At 63.5% G+C, this 18,025-nt stretch carries 12 protein-coding genes and 1 pseudogene; 9 read left to right on the top strand and 4 right to left on the bottom strand.

What is annotated here, in order from left to right; translation table 11 throughout:
• Positions 1-104: 104 nt before the first annotated feature.
• Positions 105-504: pseudogene (locus SP6_RS21465) on the top strand (hypothetical protein); the annotation flags it as partial.
• Positions 505-863: 359 nt separating this feature from the next.
• Here SP6_RS21465 and SP6_RS07385 read toward each other — a convergent pair.
• Positions 864-3,734, bottom strand: coding sequence for a TonB-dependent receptor (locus tag SP6_RS07385; RefSeq protein ID WP_082052447.1), 2,871 nt, complete (start codon positions 3,732-3,734; stop codon positions 864-866).
• 239 nt (positions 3,735-3,973) lie between these two features.
• On the opposite strand from SP6_RS07385, the gene SP6_RS07380 reads away from it, so the two are divergent.
• Both SP6_RS07380 and SP6_RS07375 read left to right on the top strand, forming a co-directional pair.
• Positions 3,974-4,933 carry a ferritin-like domain-containing protein gene (locus tag SP6_RS07380; protein ID WP_007403802.1) on the top strand — a complete coding sequence of 320 codons (960 nt, stop codon included), beginning with the start codon at positions 3,974-3,976 and terminating at the stop codon, positions 4,931-4,933.
• A 32-nt stretch (positions 4,934-4,965) separates the two neighbouring features.
• Positions 4,966-6,003 (top strand): ferritin-like domain-containing protein, encoded by a 1,038-nt coding sequence (locus SP6_RS07375; RefSeq protein WP_007403769.1) that lies wholly within the window; start codon positions 4,966-4,968, stop codon positions 6,001-6,003.
• Between the two features lie 144 nt (positions 6,004-6,147).
• Here SP6_RS07375 and SP6_RS07370 read toward each other — a convergent pair whose 3' ends face one another.
• Positions 6,148-6,633: a hypothetical protein gene (locus SP6_RS07370; protein WP_113667751.1), complete on the bottom strand. Its 486-nt coding sequence runs from the start codon at positions 6,631-6,633 to the stop codon at positions 6,148-6,150.
• Positions 6,634-6,805: 172 nt separating this feature from the next.
• Here SP6_RS07370 and SP6_RS07365 point away from each other — a divergent pair, with 172 nt between their 5' ends.
• Together SP6_RS07365 and SP6_RS20035 are read left to right on the top strand one after the other, a co-directional pair.
• A complete protein-coding gene (locus SP6_RS07365; RefSeq protein WP_007403731.1) occupies positions 6,806-7,300 on the top strand; it encodes a nucleoside deaminase in 495 nt (164 codons plus the stop codon).
• Between the two features lie 239 nt (positions 7,301-7,539).
• On the top strand, positions 7,540-10,092 hold the full coding sequence (locus SP6_RS20035; protein ID WP_050794124.1) for a PAS domain-containing protein: 2,553 nt from the start codon (positions 7,540-7,542) through the stop codon (positions 10,090-10,092).
• A gap of 6 nt (positions 10,093-10,098) precedes the next feature.
• Here SP6_RS20035 and SP6_RS07355 read toward each other — a convergent pair whose 3' ends face one another.
• The gene (locus SP6_RS07355; RefSeq protein WP_007403825.1) at positions 10,099-11,370 is read right to left on the bottom strand and encodes an MFS transporter; all 1,272 of its coding nucleotides are present in this window, start codon (positions 11,368-11,370) and stop codon (positions 10,099-10,101) included.
• Between the two features lie 160 nt (positions 11,371-11,530).
• On the opposite strand from SP6_RS07355, the gene SP6_RS07350 reads away from it, so the two are divergent.
• From SP6_RS07350 to SP6_RS07340, 3 genes are all read left to right on the top strand, one after another.
• Positions 11,531-14,029: a PAS domain-containing hybrid sensor histidine kinase/response regulator family protein gene (locus SP6_RS07350; protein ID WP_007403666.1), complete on the top strand. Its 2,499-nt coding sequence runs from the start codon at positions 11,531-11,533 to the stop codon at positions 14,027-14,029.
• Positions 14,030-14,151: 122 nt separating this feature from the next.
• Entirely contained in the window at positions 14,152-15,006 is an 855-nt protein-coding gene (locus SP6_RS07345) for an MBL fold metallo-hydrolase (protein WP_007403681.1), read from the top strand.
• A 68-nt stretch (positions 15,007-15,074) separates the two neighbouring features.
• A complete protein-coding gene (locus SP6_RS07340) occupies positions 15,075-15,425 on the top strand; it encodes a VOC family protein (RefSeq protein WP_007403743.1) in 351 nt (116 codons plus the stop codon).
• A gap of 39 nt (positions 15,426-15,464) precedes the next feature.
• Here SP6_RS07340 and SP6_RS07335 read toward each other — a convergent pair whose 3' ends face one another.
• Positions 15,465-15,644: a hypothetical protein gene (locus SP6_RS07335; RefSeq protein ID WP_007403839.1), complete on the bottom strand. Its 180-nt coding sequence runs from the start codon at positions 15,642-15,644 to the stop codon at positions 15,465-15,467.
• A 158-nt stretch (positions 15,645-15,802) separates the two neighbouring features.
• Here SP6_RS07335 and SP6_RS07330 point away from each other — a divergent pair, with 158 nt between their 5' ends.
• Positions 15,803-17,938 carry a TonB-dependent receptor gene (locus SP6_RS07330; protein WP_007403897.1) on the top strand — a complete coding sequence of 712 codons (2,136 nt, stop codon included), beginning with the start codon at positions 15,803-15,805 and terminating at the stop codon, positions 17,936-17,938.
• Positions 17,939-18,025 lie beyond the last annotated feature (87 nt).

The raw sequence follows: 18,025 nt of genomic DNA, 5'->3' as shown, positions 1-18,025 counted from the left end.
GCATCGGGCAGTTCGTCGCTATCGCTGTGCCATTCCGGTCGACGACCAGTAGGCCGGGCAAGACGTGTCCGCCTAGCATCGCAGTTTGTTTTGATTGTCTTCCGAATGGATTGCCGGGCGACGAACGGCGCAAGACTGGATGGATGCGTGCCGGCGCGGCTGGCGATGCCGGGCCATGGCGCCAGCGAGCGATCCTGGGCCGCGGGCGTTGGGATGCGGATGCTGTCGACGGCGTCTGCGCCATCGAGCAGGCGTTGCGGTGTGCCGGCAAGGGGTATGTGCTCGGCGTGAAAGGCGACCATCGCTTCGGCTCGGGGGCGACGAGCCGGTTGTGGCCGGCACCGCCGCGCAGATTGCGAGCCAACTCGATCCTGGCGCAGGCCGCGCCTGTCAGCGGGCAAAGGCACCAAGGGCGAGCGCTTTCACAACTGCGCCTATTTCGAACTCGCCGATCTTTCGGCTGACGCATATGTTGATGGCGCGATCGGGAGATGGACCCAGGGGGCTGCTGATCCGCTGGTCCATCTAGGAGATCCGTCGCATCGTCATCAGGCTGGCCCAGCGCCGTATGGAACCTCGCCACGTCATCGCCCGGTCATGCTGGCGACGTGCACGTCAGGCCGCCGCAATGCGCTCACAGTCAATCAAAAATACAACTGTAATGCTAGTATTGCGTCAAACTGACCCGGCACCAGATGTGTCGTACGGCATTGGCAGGCATTGCCAGCGGTGAATTGCCGGCCGAAATAAGGGGCGCCCCTGGTCAAAGACAGACGCAACTACCAAACAGGCGGCATCCAAATTCTACCAGGCAAGCGGGGGCGGAGACGATGGTCTCCGCCCCGCCCGGTGTCCTGGGTTTCTTAGAAGCGTGTGCGTACCGAAAAGCTGAAGTTGCGTGAGAAATAACGCACGTCCTGCGGCGCGGCATAGGAGCCGAAATAGCTGCGATTGCCATCGGCTGTCAGATTCGATCCTTCCAACGCCAAGGTCAGGTTCTTGTTTACGTCGTAGTTGATCGAGGCATCAAGGCGCCTCACCGGATCAAGGAAGATATTGTTGTAAGGATTATTGGCATCAACCCACCATTGACGTCGTGATTGCCAGTTATAGGCAACGCGAACGTTTAAACCGTCTTTTTCGAAGAAGCCGATAAGGTTGTATATATATTTGGATACGTTCAAGTAAGGTCCATAAATAAACTCGGCTTCGCTGATCAGATTGCTGTCTGGTTTGAATATCGGATAGGCTTGGCGGGTCAAATTCATCGTTCCATTGACTTGAACGCCAAAGTTTTTCAGGAAGCCGGGCAGGAACGTAAAGAAGGTTGTCAGATTGCCTTCGATGCCGCGATGCCGGCCGCGGCCCAGATTATAGGGGCGTGTCACCAGAACAGGCACGTTTGGCGACTCCGGCAGTATCTCGGGCAGTTGGCGATTGCCGAACAGGCCATCCTGATTCCACTGCCAGATCGCGATGCTGGCTAAGCCCGTCGGCCCAAAATACCATTCGAGCGAAGCGTCATATTTGTTCGTCGTGACGGGCCCTAGTCTCGGATTGCCGCCGGACGCCGTTGGACCGTTCAGGTTGCGCAGATCGAGCGCGAGACGCGGATTGATCCTGTAAACGTCTGGTCGCCCAACTTCATAGGTCCAGGCCGTACGCAGCTGCAGCTTGGGGGTGAAATGGATGATGGCATTCACGCTGGGCATGACGTCCAGGAAGTTGCCGCGCGGACTGATCGCCGTTTCCGTGGTCGTTTCCACCAAGCGATTGTCGACGTTCACGAAAGCGGTGGTTCGTTGTATCGAGGTCAGGTTGGTCAGGCTGTTGACGATGCGCGTGCCGATCACGCCGTCAATGGGGAACAGCAGCTTGATATTGTAATGCGCCATGACATAGGCCGCATAGCTGCCGTCCGAACCGGTGAAGCCGTCATATGGATTATATTCGGGGTAATAAGAAGAAAGTTCTGGATAGATTCCAGACAGCATGCCGCGTATGGCATTGAAACTGTTCCGAATTGAGTTGCTGTCGCCGATCAACCATTCAGCATTGGCGGCTGATTTCGATCCTTGGAATCCCTTTCCGCTGCTGACCAGATTGTAATCCGGCAGGCTAGATATCGGGATACGTAGGTCGGCATAGGGGCCGCGAGCGCCTATGCCTCGTGAATAAGAGCGGTTGGCGTAGCGGAAGCCAGTTTTCAAATAATCGATAAAATTAGAATCCGTATAAAGTTTGAGGTCCCATTTAGCTTCGACTTCAGAACTATAAGTATATTGTTTGCTTTGATTGAAGCCGTCAACATACAGGTAATTCTTTGGATCAAGAAGGTCGATGTTCTTGAAATTGACATTCGATCCCCCAAGCGGATCGGTGGTGTCATTGAAAATGGCGTCGAAGCTGGGCTGCTGATTGAAGCGTATCCAATGGAATATGTTGTCGGAATCGTTTTCGGCGCGGGCCCAGTTGACCCAGCTGTTGAACTCGAACCGCTCATTTTTGAAATCAACCTGAAAGCGGCCATTATAGTTGGTGCTTTCGTGAAACCAGGATTGCCGGCCGGGGCCCATCGGATCAAGCGATGTGGAGGACAGGGATTTGACCAGCCGTCCGTCCGGCCCGAGTACGATATTCGACAGAACCGGCAGCGGGGCGGACGAAGCGGAATAGGTCAGTGGGATATCGAACTGATTGTCCGCCCACAACATGCGTTGCTTGCGATAGCCGCCTTCCAATGTGATCGACCAGCGATCGTCCGGGCGCCATTGGGTCGACACATTGATGTCGGCACGCTTCGACCGGCCATTCGGCCCTGAAAAGCCGATCGCGTGAGGCAGGTAGATATTGCGCGGGGTCGTGCTGGGTTCGAACGTCAGGCGTGAACTGCCCGGAATATGTGGCATGCCATTCCATCGGATCGATTCATTGTAGCGGACATCGTTGATCGATCCGTTGACCGAAAAGCCCATCTGACCGATGGCCGTATCGGCATTATAGGCCACTAGCGCGCTGACATAAGGGTTCACCTTCTTGACCTGGTCGGCATAGTCGCCGCGCACGCTGAAGGCATAGGTCGCGCCTTCCTTGAAATCGGTCGGGCGGCGTAGGGTCAGGTTGATCACGCCGGTCTGGCTGCCCTCGACCTGGTCGGGCGTGCGGGTCTTATAGACCTCGATGCCGGCAACCATGTCGGAAGAGATGTCGTTGAGATAAGTGGTGCGGTCGCCGGCCGAGAAAGTCGGTGATCCGTTGACCGTTGTCATGACCCCGCCCAGGCCGCGAATCTTGACGTCCCCGCCTTCGCCGCGATTGCGTTCGATCTGGATGCCGGGAATGCGTGCCAGCGCCTCGGGGATATTCTTGTCGGGCAATTTGCCGATATCCTGGGCGACGACGACGTCGACGATCTGCGAGGCCCGCCGCTTGGCGTTGCGGGCCGATTTCACATTCTCGCGAAGTCCCATGACGATGATGTCGCCTTCCAGGCGGCCATTGTCGTTGGACAGTTGCGGCTGCGATTCGCTGCTCTTGGCGGCCTCCCTCGCCAGCTTTTCCTCGCGTTTTGTGCGCTTGCGGGGGCGTGCCTTAGAACTCTTGTCCCCCGTCAAGACTTTCTGAGCCTTTTCAGTAGCATCCTTCCCTTGTTGCGCTGCAGCGCTATCCATTGGAAAAGCACTGATTATCGCGGCAAAAGCAACCCCGCTTGCAAGCCCGCGTCTGGACAGCATCCTAACCTCCCCCTAAAACGTTTACGGCAACTTTATTGCTCAGCGAGACGCAACGTAACTGGACTTTTATACTCCGACAACTTAAAACTTGAACATAAGTTGATTCTGGCGCAGCGATGGGGGTGCCGGGCGCTTGCGGAAGCGTCGTCGATATTGGGTGCTACGGTCCCGAAGAGGGCCGGCCATCACAGGATGCGGGCGTTCACGGGAACGCGGCGGCGAACGATAAGGGGAGGGAAATGAAGGACATCGAGAACATATCGGAAGAACAGTTCGGGCTTGTCGGTGCGGGCCGACGTGAGTTTTTCGCGGCGCTGCTGGCGGGGGTCGCGCTGGCCGGTGGCGTGGCGGGTTCGGCGTCGGCGCAGAACGCATCGTCGGTCGATACCGCGCCGCTGCAATTCGCGCTGAACCTGCATTATCTGTCGACCAACATGCTGCAACTGGCGATCTACGGAACGGGTCGCCAATTGCCGGCGCAGTTCATCCGCGGCGGTGAGACGGTCGATCAGCCGGGCGTGTCGGCCACCTCGGCGCAACAGGTCGCCTTTCCGGTCGGGACCCGCGACATCCAGGCGCGCATCCAGGAAATCGCCGATTCGCTCTGGTATCGCACCCTGTTGCTGCGGGCCCTGCTGCGCGCCGATGCTCCGGCGCAGAAGCAGATCGACATGACGGCGGAGCGCTTCACAGCCATGTTCCGCATGGCCGGCGCGATCGGGTCGGCCGAGACGTTTGATCCCTATGCCTCGCCGGTCAACCTGGCTTTGGCGGCGGAAACGATTCTGGCGGTGCAGGCGACGGCGCTCAACGGGCTTTTGTCCCAATATAGCAACAGCATCGTGCGGGCCGCGATGGTGTCGATGGCGGCGACCGCCGCGACCGATCTGACGACCGTGCGGACCATCTTGATGGCCGCCTCCAGTGCCCGACCGGAGGTGGTGACGATGGTCGACCGTCTGGCGGCCTGGCGCAACGGCATCGATGGATCGACCACGACCGATCGCGGCATGTCGCCGGTCATGGCCAATGGCTGGACCGTGACGCGACTGGCCCTGACCGACGATGACGGGCTTCAGCTATCGCGCACGCCGGGGCAGGCGCTCAACGTGCTGTTCATGACGTCGGGCGCGGCGACGCAGGGTGGGTTCTTTCCCACCGGGATCAACGGGTCGATCAAGACCAGCGCCGCCAACTGAACCCAACAGCTTGATTCCCAAAGGGGGATGACATGACGATTTCCGACAAGGAAGTGGGCGCGCCCGACACCACGCGTCGCCAGATGATCCGGTGGTTCGGCACCGCTTCGGCAATGGCAGGCGGCCTGGCCCTGCTCGAAGGGTGCAACGACGATGTCGTGGGTTCGGAAAATGTGAAGACGCCGACACCGACCGCGTCTGCCACCGCGACGCCGGCACCGGTGCCCAGCTATACCGCGACCGACAATGACCGGCTGAACTTCCTGCTTCAGCTTCACTATCTTTACGGCAGCTATCTGGTGCGCGGCCTGAATGGCGGGACCCTGTCCGCCTCGCTCACCACCGGCACGGGCACGGCGGGCAGCGTGTCGGGCGGCCGGGCCGTGACCTTCACCGATGGCGGGACCCAGGCGATGGTCGGCGAAGTCGCCAGTGCCGTGCTGGGCCGGATCGGCTTTTTGCGGCGGACGTTGGCCGGGGCGACGACGGCGCAGCCTGCGCTCAACATCGCGGGCGGGCAGAATGGCCCGTTCGACATGATCGCCCGCGTGCCCTCGGACACGCCGCCGGCCAGCTTCTTCGATCCCTATAGCTCGCAGGAGGATTTCCTGTTGGGTGCGGTCGCGCTGTCGGCGGTGATCATGACGGCGTCCGTGGATCAAAGCTATCAGGTCAGTGCCGGGATGAGCGGCGGCGTGGGGGCCTTTGCCGCCGGTACCGCCGCCAGCGACGGCGTGATCCGCAATGCCCTGTATCAATGGGCTATTCTTCAGGATCGATCGTTGCCCGCCGCGCAGGTGCTGTTCGAGCGTTCATGGCGCATGGCGGAAGCCCGCAACCGGCTCGACGGTCCGCGGGACCTCGACGCCGGCATCGGCTGGTTCGGCGGCGCCACCGATTTCGGTTCGCGCATTCAGTTGCGGGACGATGGCAACTGGATCGCCCTGCGTCGCACGCCAGAGGAAGCCTTGGGCATCCTTTACGCATCCGGCACGTCGGCATCCTCGGGCGGATTTTTCCCCAGCGGCCTGAACGGGCTGATCAAGACCAGTGGGAACAACATCGTCTGATCCCTCCGGTCGCGCACCGCCGGGGCCCCTCTCCGGTGGTGCGCGCAACCTCGCGAGCGAAGAGGGTTTCCATACCCTCTTCGCATTTTGCCATAGGGCGCGCGATCGCTCATCCGGGGCGGTAAAGCCTGTGTCGAGCCTTGGTCATGCCGGCGCCGCGCCGCTCGGCGCAGCGAGGTCGTCCTGCGCCAGCCGCTCGATGGCCCAAGCGGTCACCACGCTTTGCAAGGCATGGATGGCCCAGCGCTCGGCGGCCTTTCGCCGGCCGGCTTCCACCTCACCCTCGGTAATGCCGAGGATCGGAGCGATGCCGGCGATATTCACGGCATAGAGGGCCGTGCCGTACAGCACACCCAGAATCGCGGGAGGCAGGTCGGGCAAGGCCCGGCGCAGCGGCGGGTACAAGGCCGCGAAGCCGACCGAGGCGCCCAGATGGTTCGCCAGTTCCACCGCGCTGGTGCCGGCATCACCGATGACGGCGCGCGAGCCGGTATTCCGATCGATCCAGTCGACCGAGTCCCGATCGAGCGTCTTGCCGAGCACGCCTGACTTTCGCCCGGCCACCATCGCCGCCGTCGTCACGAGGCCGGCCAGTAGCCCGCCGATCACCACCGCTTTGCCGGTCTTCATCATCCGCTCCTTCATTGCGGAAGGATAACTCGGCAAGCGGTCGCCGGGTCCGCCCCTTTGAATGCGCAGGCACGGCCGGTCACGCGATGGGCTTCACGCCGATTTTCCGGATTCGATAGCGCTTGGAACGGCGCCCATGCGTTCACGCTCGACGCGACAGGAGTGGACAGGCATGGACAAGGCGACGGACGAACGATGGATGCGGTTGGCGCTGCAGGTCGCGCGCTCCAAGGGGAGCGATCCGTCGACCTCGCCTTTGGGATGCGTGATCGTGCGGGGTGGGCAGGTGCTGGCCGCCGAACGCAATCAAACGCACGAACTGCCCGACGCCACCGCCCATGCCGAGATGATGGCGATCCGCCGGGCGTGCGAAAGCGTAGGCGATTTGGAGCTGCGCGACGCGACGCTTTATTCGACGCTGCAACCCTGCGGCATGTGCACCATGGCCTCGATCTGGTCCAAGGTCGGGCGCGTCGTCTATGGCGCCGGCCGGGAGGATGTGCATCCCATGTATTTCGAGGCACGGCATGTCGACACGCTGTCTTTCATCGCCAAAGCCTATCGCGACGATATCGTGATCGAGGGCGGTTGCCTGGCCGAGGAATGCGCCACCCTTTATTATGGCCCGGACGAAGATCTGCCGCCCGAGGAACAGGCCAATCTCTAAGACGGTCCTGATGCGCCGGTAAGCCGATCAAAAGATTGTGTAAGCGCTGCCGCGCATGAGCTAAAGGGTGGGAGCCAAGTCGCGCCCTCGGCGCACAGCGAACCAGGGGGGGCGGGGCATGATCGCGGCGAATGGGAACGCCTCCATCACAATGTCGGGCATTGGCGTGACGGCCACAGTTGGCCTTGCATCAGGCGCCACCCCGCCTTGTACGGGCTCCAAGCCTGTCGGTGCGCAGCATGGCTGACGGACTTCCGACCTGTCGCCTCGACGATGTGCTCATCACCGGGGCTTTGGCGCATCGCCCCGTTCGTCCCGCCGATCACCAGCTCGAGGCCGATGCCATGGCGTCTCTGGCGGAGGAGCTCGCCACCCATCCGGAAAGGTTATTGCAGACGCTGTGCGACCATATCGTCGCGCAGGGGATTGCCGGGTCCGCCGGGATCAGCCTGCTGAACCCCGAAAATGGCGGCGACCAGTTCCAATGGGTCGCGCTGGCCGGGGCATGGGCACGGCTTCGCGGTGGGGTCATGCCGATCGACGCCAGCCCCTGCGGCATCGTGGTCGCGCGGCGGGCGATGCAGTTGTTCGAGCATCCGACACGGTTCTTCGGGCACGGTGATATCGAGCCGCCGATTCACGAACTGCTGCTGGTGCCCTTCTTCCACCAAGGCGAGCCGATCGGCACCTTGTGGATCATCGCGCATGATCCGGATCGCAAGTTCGACCGGGAGGATGGTCGGCTGCTCGAACGGCTGAGCCGGTTCGCCGCGGCGGGCTATCAGATGACCCGTGCCTTGCAGGCCGCACGGCTCAGCCAGAGCGAATTGGAGGTGAGGGTCGAGGAACGGTCGCGCGCCTTGCGCGAAAGTGAGGAGCGGCAGGTGTTCCTGCTGCGTCTGTCCGATGCGCTGCGCGCCGAGACGAGCGTGGCGGGGGTGGCGCAATGCGGGCTGGGGATGCTGGCCGATCGACTGGCGCTCGACCGATGCTATATCGCCAATTTCGCGCGGGACGACGACCGCGTCGCTTTCGTCGAACAGATCGGCAATGCGCGTACGTCGCCGCTGCCCGCCGCCATCCGCCTGTCCGATTTTCCGCCGACGGCGCAGGCGGCGTTCCAGCAGACATGGGTCATCGACGACATCCCCGCATCCTCGCTGCCCGAGATGGACCGGCGGCGTTTGACGGACCTGGGTATCGGCGCGCTGGCGACGGTGGTGCTGAACAAGGGAACGGAGGAGCCGGGCTGGTCGCTGGGCGCGATCACGGCAGCACCGCGTCCTTGGTCGCGCGGTGAGGTCGCCCTGATCGAAGATGTGGCGGAGCGAATCTGGACCGCGATGGAACAGGTTCTCATCCAGGCGACCCTGCGCGTCAGCGAAGAGCGGCTGCGGCAGTTCGGCGAGGCATCGCAGGACATATTGTGGCTGCGCGATGCCGAGACGTTGCAATGGCAATATCTGACCCCCGCATTCGAGGCGATTTACGGCCTCCGTCGCGACGAGGTCATGGTGGGCGACCATTATCGCGGCTGGCTCGACATGATCGTGCCCGAGGATCGCCCGCTGGCCGAAACCCATATCAGCCGCGTGCGAGCGGGCGAGCATGCGGTGTTCGAATATCGCATCCGGCGGCCGGGCGACGGCGCGATCCGCTGGCTGCGCGATACCGATTTCCCGATCGCCGATGAAGGGGGCCGGGTCCGGCTGATCGGCGGTATCGGCGAGGACATCACCGACGCCAAGCTGGCGCAGGAACGGATCGAGCAGAGCGAGGAGCGGCTGCGCAGTGCCGTCGAGGTCGGTCGGCTGGGCCTATGGGACTGGGACGTCATTTCCCATGAAGTGCACTGGTCGGACGAGCATTTCCGCATGGAGGGCTATGCGGTTGGCGAGGTGAAGCCCAGCTATGAAAGCTGGCTGGCGCGCGTGCACCCCGATGACCGCCTGGCGGCGGAGGCGTTGTTGAATGTCGCCATGACCGAGCGCCGCGAATTCGACCATGAATTCCGGGTCGTCCATCCCGATGGCTCGATCCACTGGCTGCATGGGCGCGGACGGTTCTTCTATTGTCAGGGGCAGCCGATCCGCATGGTCGGCGCGGTCGTCGAGACGACCGACCGCCGGATGTGGGCGGAACGCCAGCAGGTGCTGATCGCCGAGTTGCAGCACCGGACGCGCAACCTGATCGGGGTGGTTCGCTCCACCGCCGAAAAGACTGCCCGGTCGAGCGCCGATCTCAGCGAATTTCAGGAGAAGTTCGAGGATCGGCTGGACGCGCTGTCCCGGGTCCAGGGGTTGCTGTCGCGGCTGAACGATCATGACCGGGTGACTTTTGGCGACCTGATCCGCACCGAATTGTCGGCGCTGGGTGGCGGACCGGACCGGGTGACGCTGGACGGGCCGCCTGGCGTGCGGCTGCGATCCTCGACCGTCCAGACACTGGCGATGGCGTTGCACGAGCTGGGCACCAACGCCGCCAAATATGGTGCGCTGGCGCATCAGACGGGCCGGTTGACGGTGCGCTGGTCGCTCGATCCCGCCGGACCGGGCGAGCAGCCCTGGCTGCACATCGACTGGCGCGAAAGCGGGGTGGCGATGCCGCCACAGGGCTCGGCGCCGCAAGGGACGGGGCAGGGGCGCGAACTGATCGAGCGCGCGCTTCCCTATCAGTTGAGCGCGCGCACGACCTATCGGCTGGAGGCGGACGGGGTCCACTGCACCATCGCCATTCCGGTGTCGGCGAGCGGGGCGGACGAGAATGGGTCGGCTGCGCTCGCACTGACCTGAGGCCGGTCAGCCGGGACGTGGCAATCGCCGCTCGACCAGGATCACGCCCAGCCCGGCGGCGGTGAGGCAGGCGGCCAGGAACAGCATCGGCGCGGTATCGCTGCCCGCCCAGTCGCGCAGCGTGGGGACGATCGCCTGGGCGATGAAGCCGCCCAGATTGCCGACCGAATTGATCGCCGCGAACCCCGCCGCCGCGCGGGCGCCCGAGAGGAAACGTGGCGGCAGCGTCCAGAAGACGGGCTGACCCGAGAAGATCGCGGCCGCCGCCAGGCTGAGACAGGCGAAGCGCAAGGCGACGTGATCGACGACCACGCTCAGCACCAGCAGTAAAGCGCCGAGCAGCGCCGGTCCGGCGGCATGGCCGATCGGGTTGCGATAGCGCGCGGCATGACGCGGCACGCCCCACAGCGCGATCGCGACCAGCGTCCAGGGGATGATATTGAGCAGCCCATTGGCGGTGTTCGACACGCCGAACCCGCGCACGATCGTCGGTAACCAATAGCTGAGCCCATAGGCCCCCAGCGGAAAGCCGATATATACCAGGCAGAGCAGCAGGACGCGCCCGTCGCGCAGCGTCGTCCAGATGTCGCCATGCCCGGTCGGGGGCGTCTCCGCCGGAACGGCCAGCTCGGCGGCCAGCCAGCTCTTCTGGTCCGGGCTCAGCCAGCGCGCGGTTCCGGGGGCCCGCGGCAGCAGGAAGAAGACGACCGGCGCCAACAGGACCGCGGGGAGGCCGGTCGCCAGGAACACCCATTGCCATCCCGCCAGCCCCAGCGCGCCGTCCTGATCGAGCAGCCAGCCGCCGATCGCTCCGCCGACCGCATTGGCGACCGCGCTCGCCAGCATGAACAGTCCGACCGCACGGGCGCGATAGCGGGCCGGGAACCACAGGGTCAGGACATAGAGCACGCCGGGGAAGAATCCCGCCTCCGCCACGCCCAGCAGGAAGCGCAGCAGATAGAAGATCGGCGCACTGGGCGTGAAGGCGAGCAATATGGTCACCACCCCCCAACTGGCGATGATCCGGGTGAACCAGATATGCGCGCCCATCCGGTGGAGCAGGATGTTGCTCGGCACCTCGAACAGGAAATAGCCGATGAAGAACAGCGAGGCGCCCAGCCCGAACGCGGCTTCGCTGAGCCCCAGCGCATCGACCATCTGCAGCTTGGCATAGGAGATATTCTGCCGGTCGATATAGGCGACCAGATAAAGCAGGCCGAGCAGCGGCATCAGCCGCCAGCTAATCCGGCGGACGGTCGCCTGTTCCATATCGGGCATGGGCTCTCCTTCTTCTCTTTCTCCCATCGCTACCGTGAGTTGCGACGATAGGCGAGGAAAGAAGACGCATGGCGGCCTCGGTCGCCGGCTATGGCGTGTCACCTAAAATGGGTTATGATGAACGCATCCATGTCCGGTTGGGCGGTGTGAGGGAATATTCATGTCCGATCGCGATACCCCGCCCTTTGCAGACCTGTTGCGCGATGGCGGCGGCTGCGGCCTCCTGATCGCCGCGCGCGACTGGACGAGCAGGGGGCTGGGGCCGATCGAGAGCTGGTCCGCCAGCCTGCGCACCGCGACGCTGATGCTGCTCCATTCGCCGGTGCCGATGGTGATGCTGTGGGGCGAGGACGGCATCATGCTCTACAATGATGCCTATTCGCTCTTTGCCGGCGGGCGCCACCCCGAGCTACTGGGGGCCCGGGTGCGCGAGGGATGGCCCGAGGTCGCCGACTTCAACGATAACGTCATGCGCGTCGGCTTGGCAGGCGGCACGTTGCGCTATCAGGATCAGGAACTCACCCTCTATCGCCACGGCGCGCCGGAACAGGTGTGGATGAACCTGGATTATTCGCCGGTCATCGATGAGAGCGGCCGGCCGGCGGGTGTGCTGTGCGTGCTGGCCGAGACGACCGAGCGGATCGCGGCCGAGCGGCGGCAGAGGACCGCTGAGGCGGCATTGGTCGAGAGCGAGGCGCGGTTCCGCCTGATGATCGACACCGTGCCGCAGATCGTCTGGATCGCCGATGCCGAGGGGCGGATGGAGTTCCTCAACCGGCAATTCTCCGATTATACGGGCGAGGGCTTTGCGGCGCGGACACCCAGGGAGATGGCCGGGGCCTTCATCCATCCCGATGACGGGCCGCAGGTGGTGAGGGCGTTCCAGGCGGCGCGCGACGCGGCGGGGCCGCACCTGTTCGAACATCGCATCCGCGCGGCCTCGGGCGAATATCGCTGGTTCCTCGACCGGGCCAATCCCTACCGTCATCCCGATACGGGCGAGATAGAACGCTGGTTCGGCGTGTCGGTCGACATTCACGATCGCAAGATCGCCGAGGACCGGCTGCGCGAGTTGAACGCCACGCTGGAGCAGCGGGTCGCTGAACGCACCGCCGAGCGCAATATCCTGGCGACCCTGATCGAATCGACCGACATCATGGTGATGGCGATCGATATGGATTTCACCATCCTGGCGCTGAACGCCGCCAATGCTGATGAATTCGAACGGGTCTTCGGCGTCAGGCCCCGCGCGGGCGACAAAATGCTCGATCTGCTGGCCGACGACCCCGAGCGCCGCGAGGAGGTGCGTCGCGGCTGGTTGCGCGGCATGCAGGGACAGCGGGTGACCTTTGTCGAGCAGTTCGGCGATCCCGACCGCGACCGCCCCAGTTACGAGATCAGCTTTCATCCGCTGTTCGACGAACAGGGCCGCCAGGACGGTGTGTTCCAGTTCGTCACCGACGTCACCGAGCGGCTGCGTCGTGACGCGCAACTCGTCGAGACGATGGACGCGCTCCGCCAAGCGCAGAAGATGGAGGCGATGGGCCAGTTGACCGGGGGCGTGGCGCATGACTTCAACAATCTGCTCACCCCGATCGTCGGCACGCTCGACCTGTTGCAGCAAAAGGGGCTGGGCGGTGCGCGCGAGCAGCGGTTGGTCGCCGGCGCCGCCCAGTCGGCCGAGCGGGCACGGACGCTGGTGCAGCGCTTGCTGGCCTTTGCACGGCGTCAGCCTCTGCAACTCATCTCGGTCGACATGGCGGCGCTGGTCGCGGGGATGCAGGATCTGGTGGCCAGCACGACCGGTCCGCAAATCCTGGTCGAGATCAATGTCGCGCCCGATCTGCCCCCCGCCGATGCCGATCCCAATCAGGTCGAGATGGCGCTGCTCAACCTGGCGGTGAATGCGCGCGATGCGATGCCCGGCGGCGGTACGCTGCGCATCACGCTGGCGGCCGAGCATCTGGCCGAGGGGCGGCTGATCGGCAGCCATGGCGCGCTGTTGCCGGCCGGTCGCTATGTGCGCCTGTCGGTCGCCGATACGGGCAGCGGCATGCATGCGGAGACGCTGGCCCGTGCGGTCGAGCCCTTCTTCTCGACCAAGGGAATCGGCAAGGGCACCGGGCTGGGCCTGTCGATGGTCCATGGCCTGGCATCGCAAATGGGTGGTGCGCTGACAATCAGCAGCGAGCCCGGTGTGGGCACCCAGGTCGATCTGTTATTGCCATGCGGCACCACGGCGGTCGAAGCCGCGACCCCGGGTGAGGTGCGTCAGGCGGATGGGATACGCAGCGGCCGTGCGCTGCTGGTCGATGACGAGGATCTGGTTCGGCACAGCACCGCCGACATGCTGGTCGATCTGGGCTATGACGTCATCGAGGCGTCCTCGGCGGAAGAGGCGATGCGGATCCTCAACGATGGCGCGACATTTGACCTGCTGGTCACCGACCATCTGATGCCCCGCATGACCGGCACCGAACTGGCCGCGCTCGTCGCGGCGCGGCGGCCGGGCATGGCGATCCTGCTGGTCTCGGGCTATGCCGAGACCGAGGGCGTCGCCTCCGACCTGACCCGGCTGACCAAGCCGTTCCGCAAGGACGAACTGGCGAAAAGCCTGTTGTCCTTGTCCGCGGGTCTGGACGCCGCCACGGTCGATTAGCGGAACGCCAGAGTTAGCATGTCTGGACTGATACAGATAAGTGTACATCCGGATCTGCGATATCTATTTGTTAAACAAGGATAAAATCAGGAACTGGGCCGCTTGCGACCGGTTGGGGTAGCATGCGTATCCATCATCTCAATTGCGGGACCGACTGCCCCCTGGGCGGCGCGCTGTTCGACGGATGCAGCCATGGGTTGTTGGGGCATCTGGTGTGCCATTGCCTGTTGATCGAAACCGATGACCACGGGCTGGTGCTGGTCGACACCGGTTATGGCCTGAAGGACGTCGCGCACCCGCATCGACGTCCCGATCCCCGCATCACCCTGGCGTGGCGCGCGATGCTGAACATCCGTTTGCGTGAGCAGGAGACCGCGATCCGCCAGATCGAGGCGCTGGGCCATGACCCCCGCGACGTACGGCATATCGTTTTGACCCATCTCGACTTCGATCATGCCGGCGGGCTGGAGGATTTCCCCAACGCGACGGTGCATGTGATGCAGCGCGAATATGACGACGCGGCCGCCCCGCATGCCGGCATCATCGCGCGGCATCGCTGGCGCTCGCGGCAATGGGACGGCGTCACCCGTTGGCAACGCCATAGCGCATCCGGCGAGCCATGGTTCGGTTTCGATGCGGTGCGAGATCTGCCCGGCCTGCCGCCCGAAATCCTGCTGGTGCCCTTGCCGGGTCATACATGGGGGCATGCCGGGGTCGCCGTCCGGCAGGATGGCGGCCGCTGGCTGCTCCATGCCGGCGACGCTTATTTCTATCGCGGCGAGATGCGAGAGGCGCGGCGGCGCTGCACCCCGGGCCTGCGCGCCTATCAGCGACTGATGGAGGTCGACGCCGCCAGCCGCATCGCCAACCAGGCGCGGCTGCGTGCGCTGTCGATCGATCGCCGGGACGCGGTGACGCTGACCTGCGCGCATGATCCGTTGGAATGGGAACGCTGCCGCGCCGGCGATCCGCTCTGAGGTTAAGGCTCGACCCGGACGCCTCCTGTCGTCAGACTGGGTGGATCGACGGGAAGAGGAAGCAGCCGATGGAGCATCATGTCGTCGCAATCGTGCCGGCCAGCGACATGGAGGCGAGCACGGCCTTTTATCAGTTGCTCGGCTTTTCGGTGGCGGCGGACTTCGGGCCGTATCGCATCCTGGAGGACGGACGTGGTTGGCACCTGCATCTCAACCACATGCCGGGCTGGCCCGCACGGGTCGAGGACAATCCCTTCGGCCTGTACCTCTATGTTGAGGATGTCGATGCGGTCGCCGATCGGGTGCGCGACCGGATCATCGAGCCCGGCACGCCGCATGCCAAGCCTTGGGGTACTTATGAATTCGCGGTCAGCGATCCCACCGGGGTGCTGGTGCGGATCGGGCGGATCATCCGCTGATCTTTCTCCCCCTTTGGGTGGGGAAGGTGTTGTTTCCACTCAGTGCAGCTTGGCGATCGACAGCCCGTCTTCCTTGGCACGCGCCTTCACCGACTCCTCGCTGCGGGTCAGCGCCTTGGCGATCGCCTTGAGCGCCATGCCCTTCTTGGCAAGCGTGTGGAGTTTCTGAATCTCGTCGGGCCGCCAGGGCTGGCGGTGTCTCTCAAAACGTTCGGCCATATCCGCATGATAGCGTGATTCCGTCCCCCTGACCATGCGCGCGGCCCGCATGATGGCTGGCTTACAAATGCGTCATCTAGGGCAGCAACGCTTGCCTTCCCATCGCGGTGCAGCGAAGCAGGTGCTTCCGGGAGACTTTATATCATGCGAGTGTCATTATGCGCTTATACGCCCTTCTGTGCTGTGTCGCTTCGTCCGCAATAGCCTATCCGGCTCTGGCGCAGACGCGGGGCGTGCCCACGCCCGACACGGACCAGACGCAGGCCAGCGGCAATGTCAGCGACATCGTCGTGACCGCCAAACGGCTCGACAGCGCGCGCGAGCATATCCAGCCGAGCCTGGGCGCGTCGAATTACGAGATCACCAGCGATACCATCAAGGCACTGCCCGGCGGAGAGAACCAGCAGTTCAACCAGATCCTGCTCCAGGCCCCCGGCATTGTGCAGGACGGTTTCGGCCAGTTCCATGTCCGCGACGACCATAACGGCCTGCAATATCGCATCAACGGCACCATCCTGCCCGAAGGGCTGGCGGTGTTCGGCCAGACCCTGTCGCCACGCCTGGTCGACAAGGTCAACATCCTGACCGGCGCGCTGCCCGCGCAATATGGCCTGCGCACGGCGGGCGTGATCGACATCACCACCAAGAGCGGGCTGTTCCAGAATGGCGGTACCGCGTCGATCTATGGCGGCAGCCATGATACCATCCAGCCGAGCCTGACCTATGGCGGCTCGACCGGCAGCACCAATTACTTCGTCTCGGGCGATTACCGGCACAGCGGCCTGGGCATCGAGAGCGTCGATGGCCGCTCCAACCCGGTCCATGACGATACCGATCAGTATCAGGGCTTTGCCTATGTCGACCATATCCTGGACGACCAGAACCGCGTGTCCTTCGTCGGCGGCTATTCCAACCAGTGGTTCCAGATCCCCAATCCCGTCGGGCAGCAGCCGAGCGGTAGCTGGACCGTGGGTGGGCAGAGCGCCTTCCCCAGTGAGAAACTGAACGAGACGCAGTTGGAGAAGACTGGCTTCGGCCAGCTCGCCTTCCTGCACGATGCGGAGCCTTTCACCGTGCAGGCGTCGCTCTTCGCGCGCTATTCCTCGCTACGCTACCGCCCGGATGTGCTGGGTGAGCTGCTCTACAACGGCCAAGCGCAGCAGGCCTATAAGCAGGACTTCGCGATCGGCGGGCAGATCGATGCGGTCTATCATCTGGGCGATGCGCATACCTTGCGTGGCGGGTTGCTGGTCACGCGCGACCGCTCGACCAGCGATACGACGACCCAGGTCTTTCCGGTCGACGGCAATGGCAATCAGGCGGGTGAGCCGATCGCGATCGTCGACAATAGCGGCAAGACCGCAACCAGCTTCAGCGCCTATCTTCAGGACGAGTGGAAGCTGGCGCCCAAGCTGACGCTCAATTACGGCGCGCGCTACGACCTGTATAACGGCTATCGTCGCGAGGGGCAGTTGTCGCCGCGCGTCAATCTGGTGTGGCAGCCGGATGACGTCTACACGCTGCACGCCGGCTATTCGCGCTATTTCGTGCCGCCGCCCTTCGAACTGGTCGGCAATACCAGCATCGCCAAGTTCGTCGGTACCAGTGCCTATCCGGCTGTCACCACCAACACCGTCCCCTATGCCGAGCGGCAGGATTATTTCGATGCCGGGTTCCAGGCCAAGCTCAGCCGCTACTTCACCTATGGCATCGACGCCTATTATCGCATCTCGAAGAATCTGATCGACGAGGGGCAATTCGGCGCGCCGATCATCCTGACCCCGTTCAACTATGCTCAAGGGCGCATCGGCGGGATCGAGGCCAATATGAGTTATGCGCGGGGACCATGGCTCGCTTATGCCAATTTCGCCGCCGCCAAGGCCAAGGGGCGGGGCATCGTCTCCAGCCAGTTCAGCTTCGGCCAGGACGATCTCGACTATATCGCGCGGCATTACATCTATCTGGATCACGACCAGACGTTTACCGGATCGGCCGGCGTTTCCTATGCCTTCAACGGGGGCACAAAGCTGGGCGGCAGCATGATTTATGGTTCGGGGCTGCGCCGTGACGATGACGTCAACGACATCCCCAACGGGGCCAAGATCGCGCCCTATGCGCAGTTCAATCTGACCGCGAGCCAGCATCTGGCGGGGCCGAACGTCGATATCCGCTTCGACGTGATCAATGCGCTCGACCACAAATATGAAATCCGCGATGGAACCGGCGTCGGCGTCGGCGCACCGCAATTCGGGCCGCGTCGCGGCTTCTTCCTGGGTGTGTCCAAGTCATTCTGATGGTTGCTGGGCGGAGGTCTTCACACCGCCGCCCGTATGTCGCCACCAAGATGACGGCGATTTCACCTTCGTAAAAACCCTGTCTTT

The sequence above is a fragment of the Sphingomonas paucimobilis NBRC 13935 genome, assembly GCF_000739895.2.
GTDB lineage: Bacteria > Pseudomonadota > Alphaproteobacteria > Sphingomonadales > Sphingomonadaceae > Sphingomonas > Sphingomonas paucimobilis.
Note: the sequence above shows the minus strand (reverse complement) of the source record. Positions and strands in the feature narration are given on the sequence as shown.

What these genes read in the sequence shown, in the direction of transcription:
- SP6_RS07385 (WP_082052447.1), bottom strand. Translation starts at nt 3,734, where the DNA reads ATGCTGTCCAGACGCGGGCTTGCAAGCGGGGTTGCTTTTGCCGCGATA.
- SP6_RS07380 (WP_007403802.1), top strand. Translation starts at nt 3,974, where the DNA reads ATGAAGGACATCGAGAACATATCGGAAGAACAGTTCGGGCTTGTCGGT.
- SP6_RS07375 (WP_007403769.1), top strand. Translation starts at nt 4,966, where the DNA reads ATGACGATTTCCGACAAGGAAGTGGGCGCGCCCGACACCACGCGTCGC.
- SP6_RS07370 (WP_113667751.1), bottom strand. Translation starts at nt 6,633, where the DNA reads ATGAAGACCGGCAAAGCGGTGGTGATCGGCGGGCTACTGGCCGGCCTC.
- SP6_RS07365 (WP_007403731.1), top strand. Translation starts at nt 6,806, where the DNA reads ATGGACAAGGCGACGGACGAACGATGGATGCGGTTGGCGCTGCAGGTC.
- SP6_RS20035 (WP_050794124.1), top strand. Translation starts at nt 7,540, where the DNA reads ATGGCTGACGGACTTCCGACCTGTCGCCTCGACGATGTGCTCATCACC.
- SP6_RS07355 (WP_007403825.1), bottom strand. Translation starts at nt 11,370, where the DNA reads ATGCCCGATATGGAACAGGCGACCGTCCGCCGGATTAGCTGGCGGCTG.
- SP6_RS07350 (WP_007403666.1), top strand. Translation starts at nt 11,531, where the DNA reads ATGTCCGATCGCGATACCCCGCCCTTTGCAGACCTGTTGCGCGATGGC.
- SP6_RS07345 (WP_007403681.1), top strand. Translation starts at nt 14,152, where the DNA reads ATGCGTATCCATCATCTCAATTGCGGGACCGACTGCCCCCTGGGCGGC.
- SP6_RS07340 (WP_007403743.1), top strand. Translation starts at nt 15,075, where the DNA reads ATGGAGCATCATGTCGTCGCAATCGTGCCGGCCAGCGACATGGAGGCG.
- SP6_RS07335 (WP_007403839.1), bottom strand. Translation starts at nt 15,644, where the DNA reads ATGGCCGAACGTTTTGAGAGACACCGCCAGCCCTGGCGGCCCGACGAG.
- SP6_RS07330 (WP_007403897.1), top strand. Translation starts at nt 15,803, where the DNA reads ATGCGCTTATACGCCCTTCTGTGCTGTGTCGCTTCGTCCGCAATAGCC.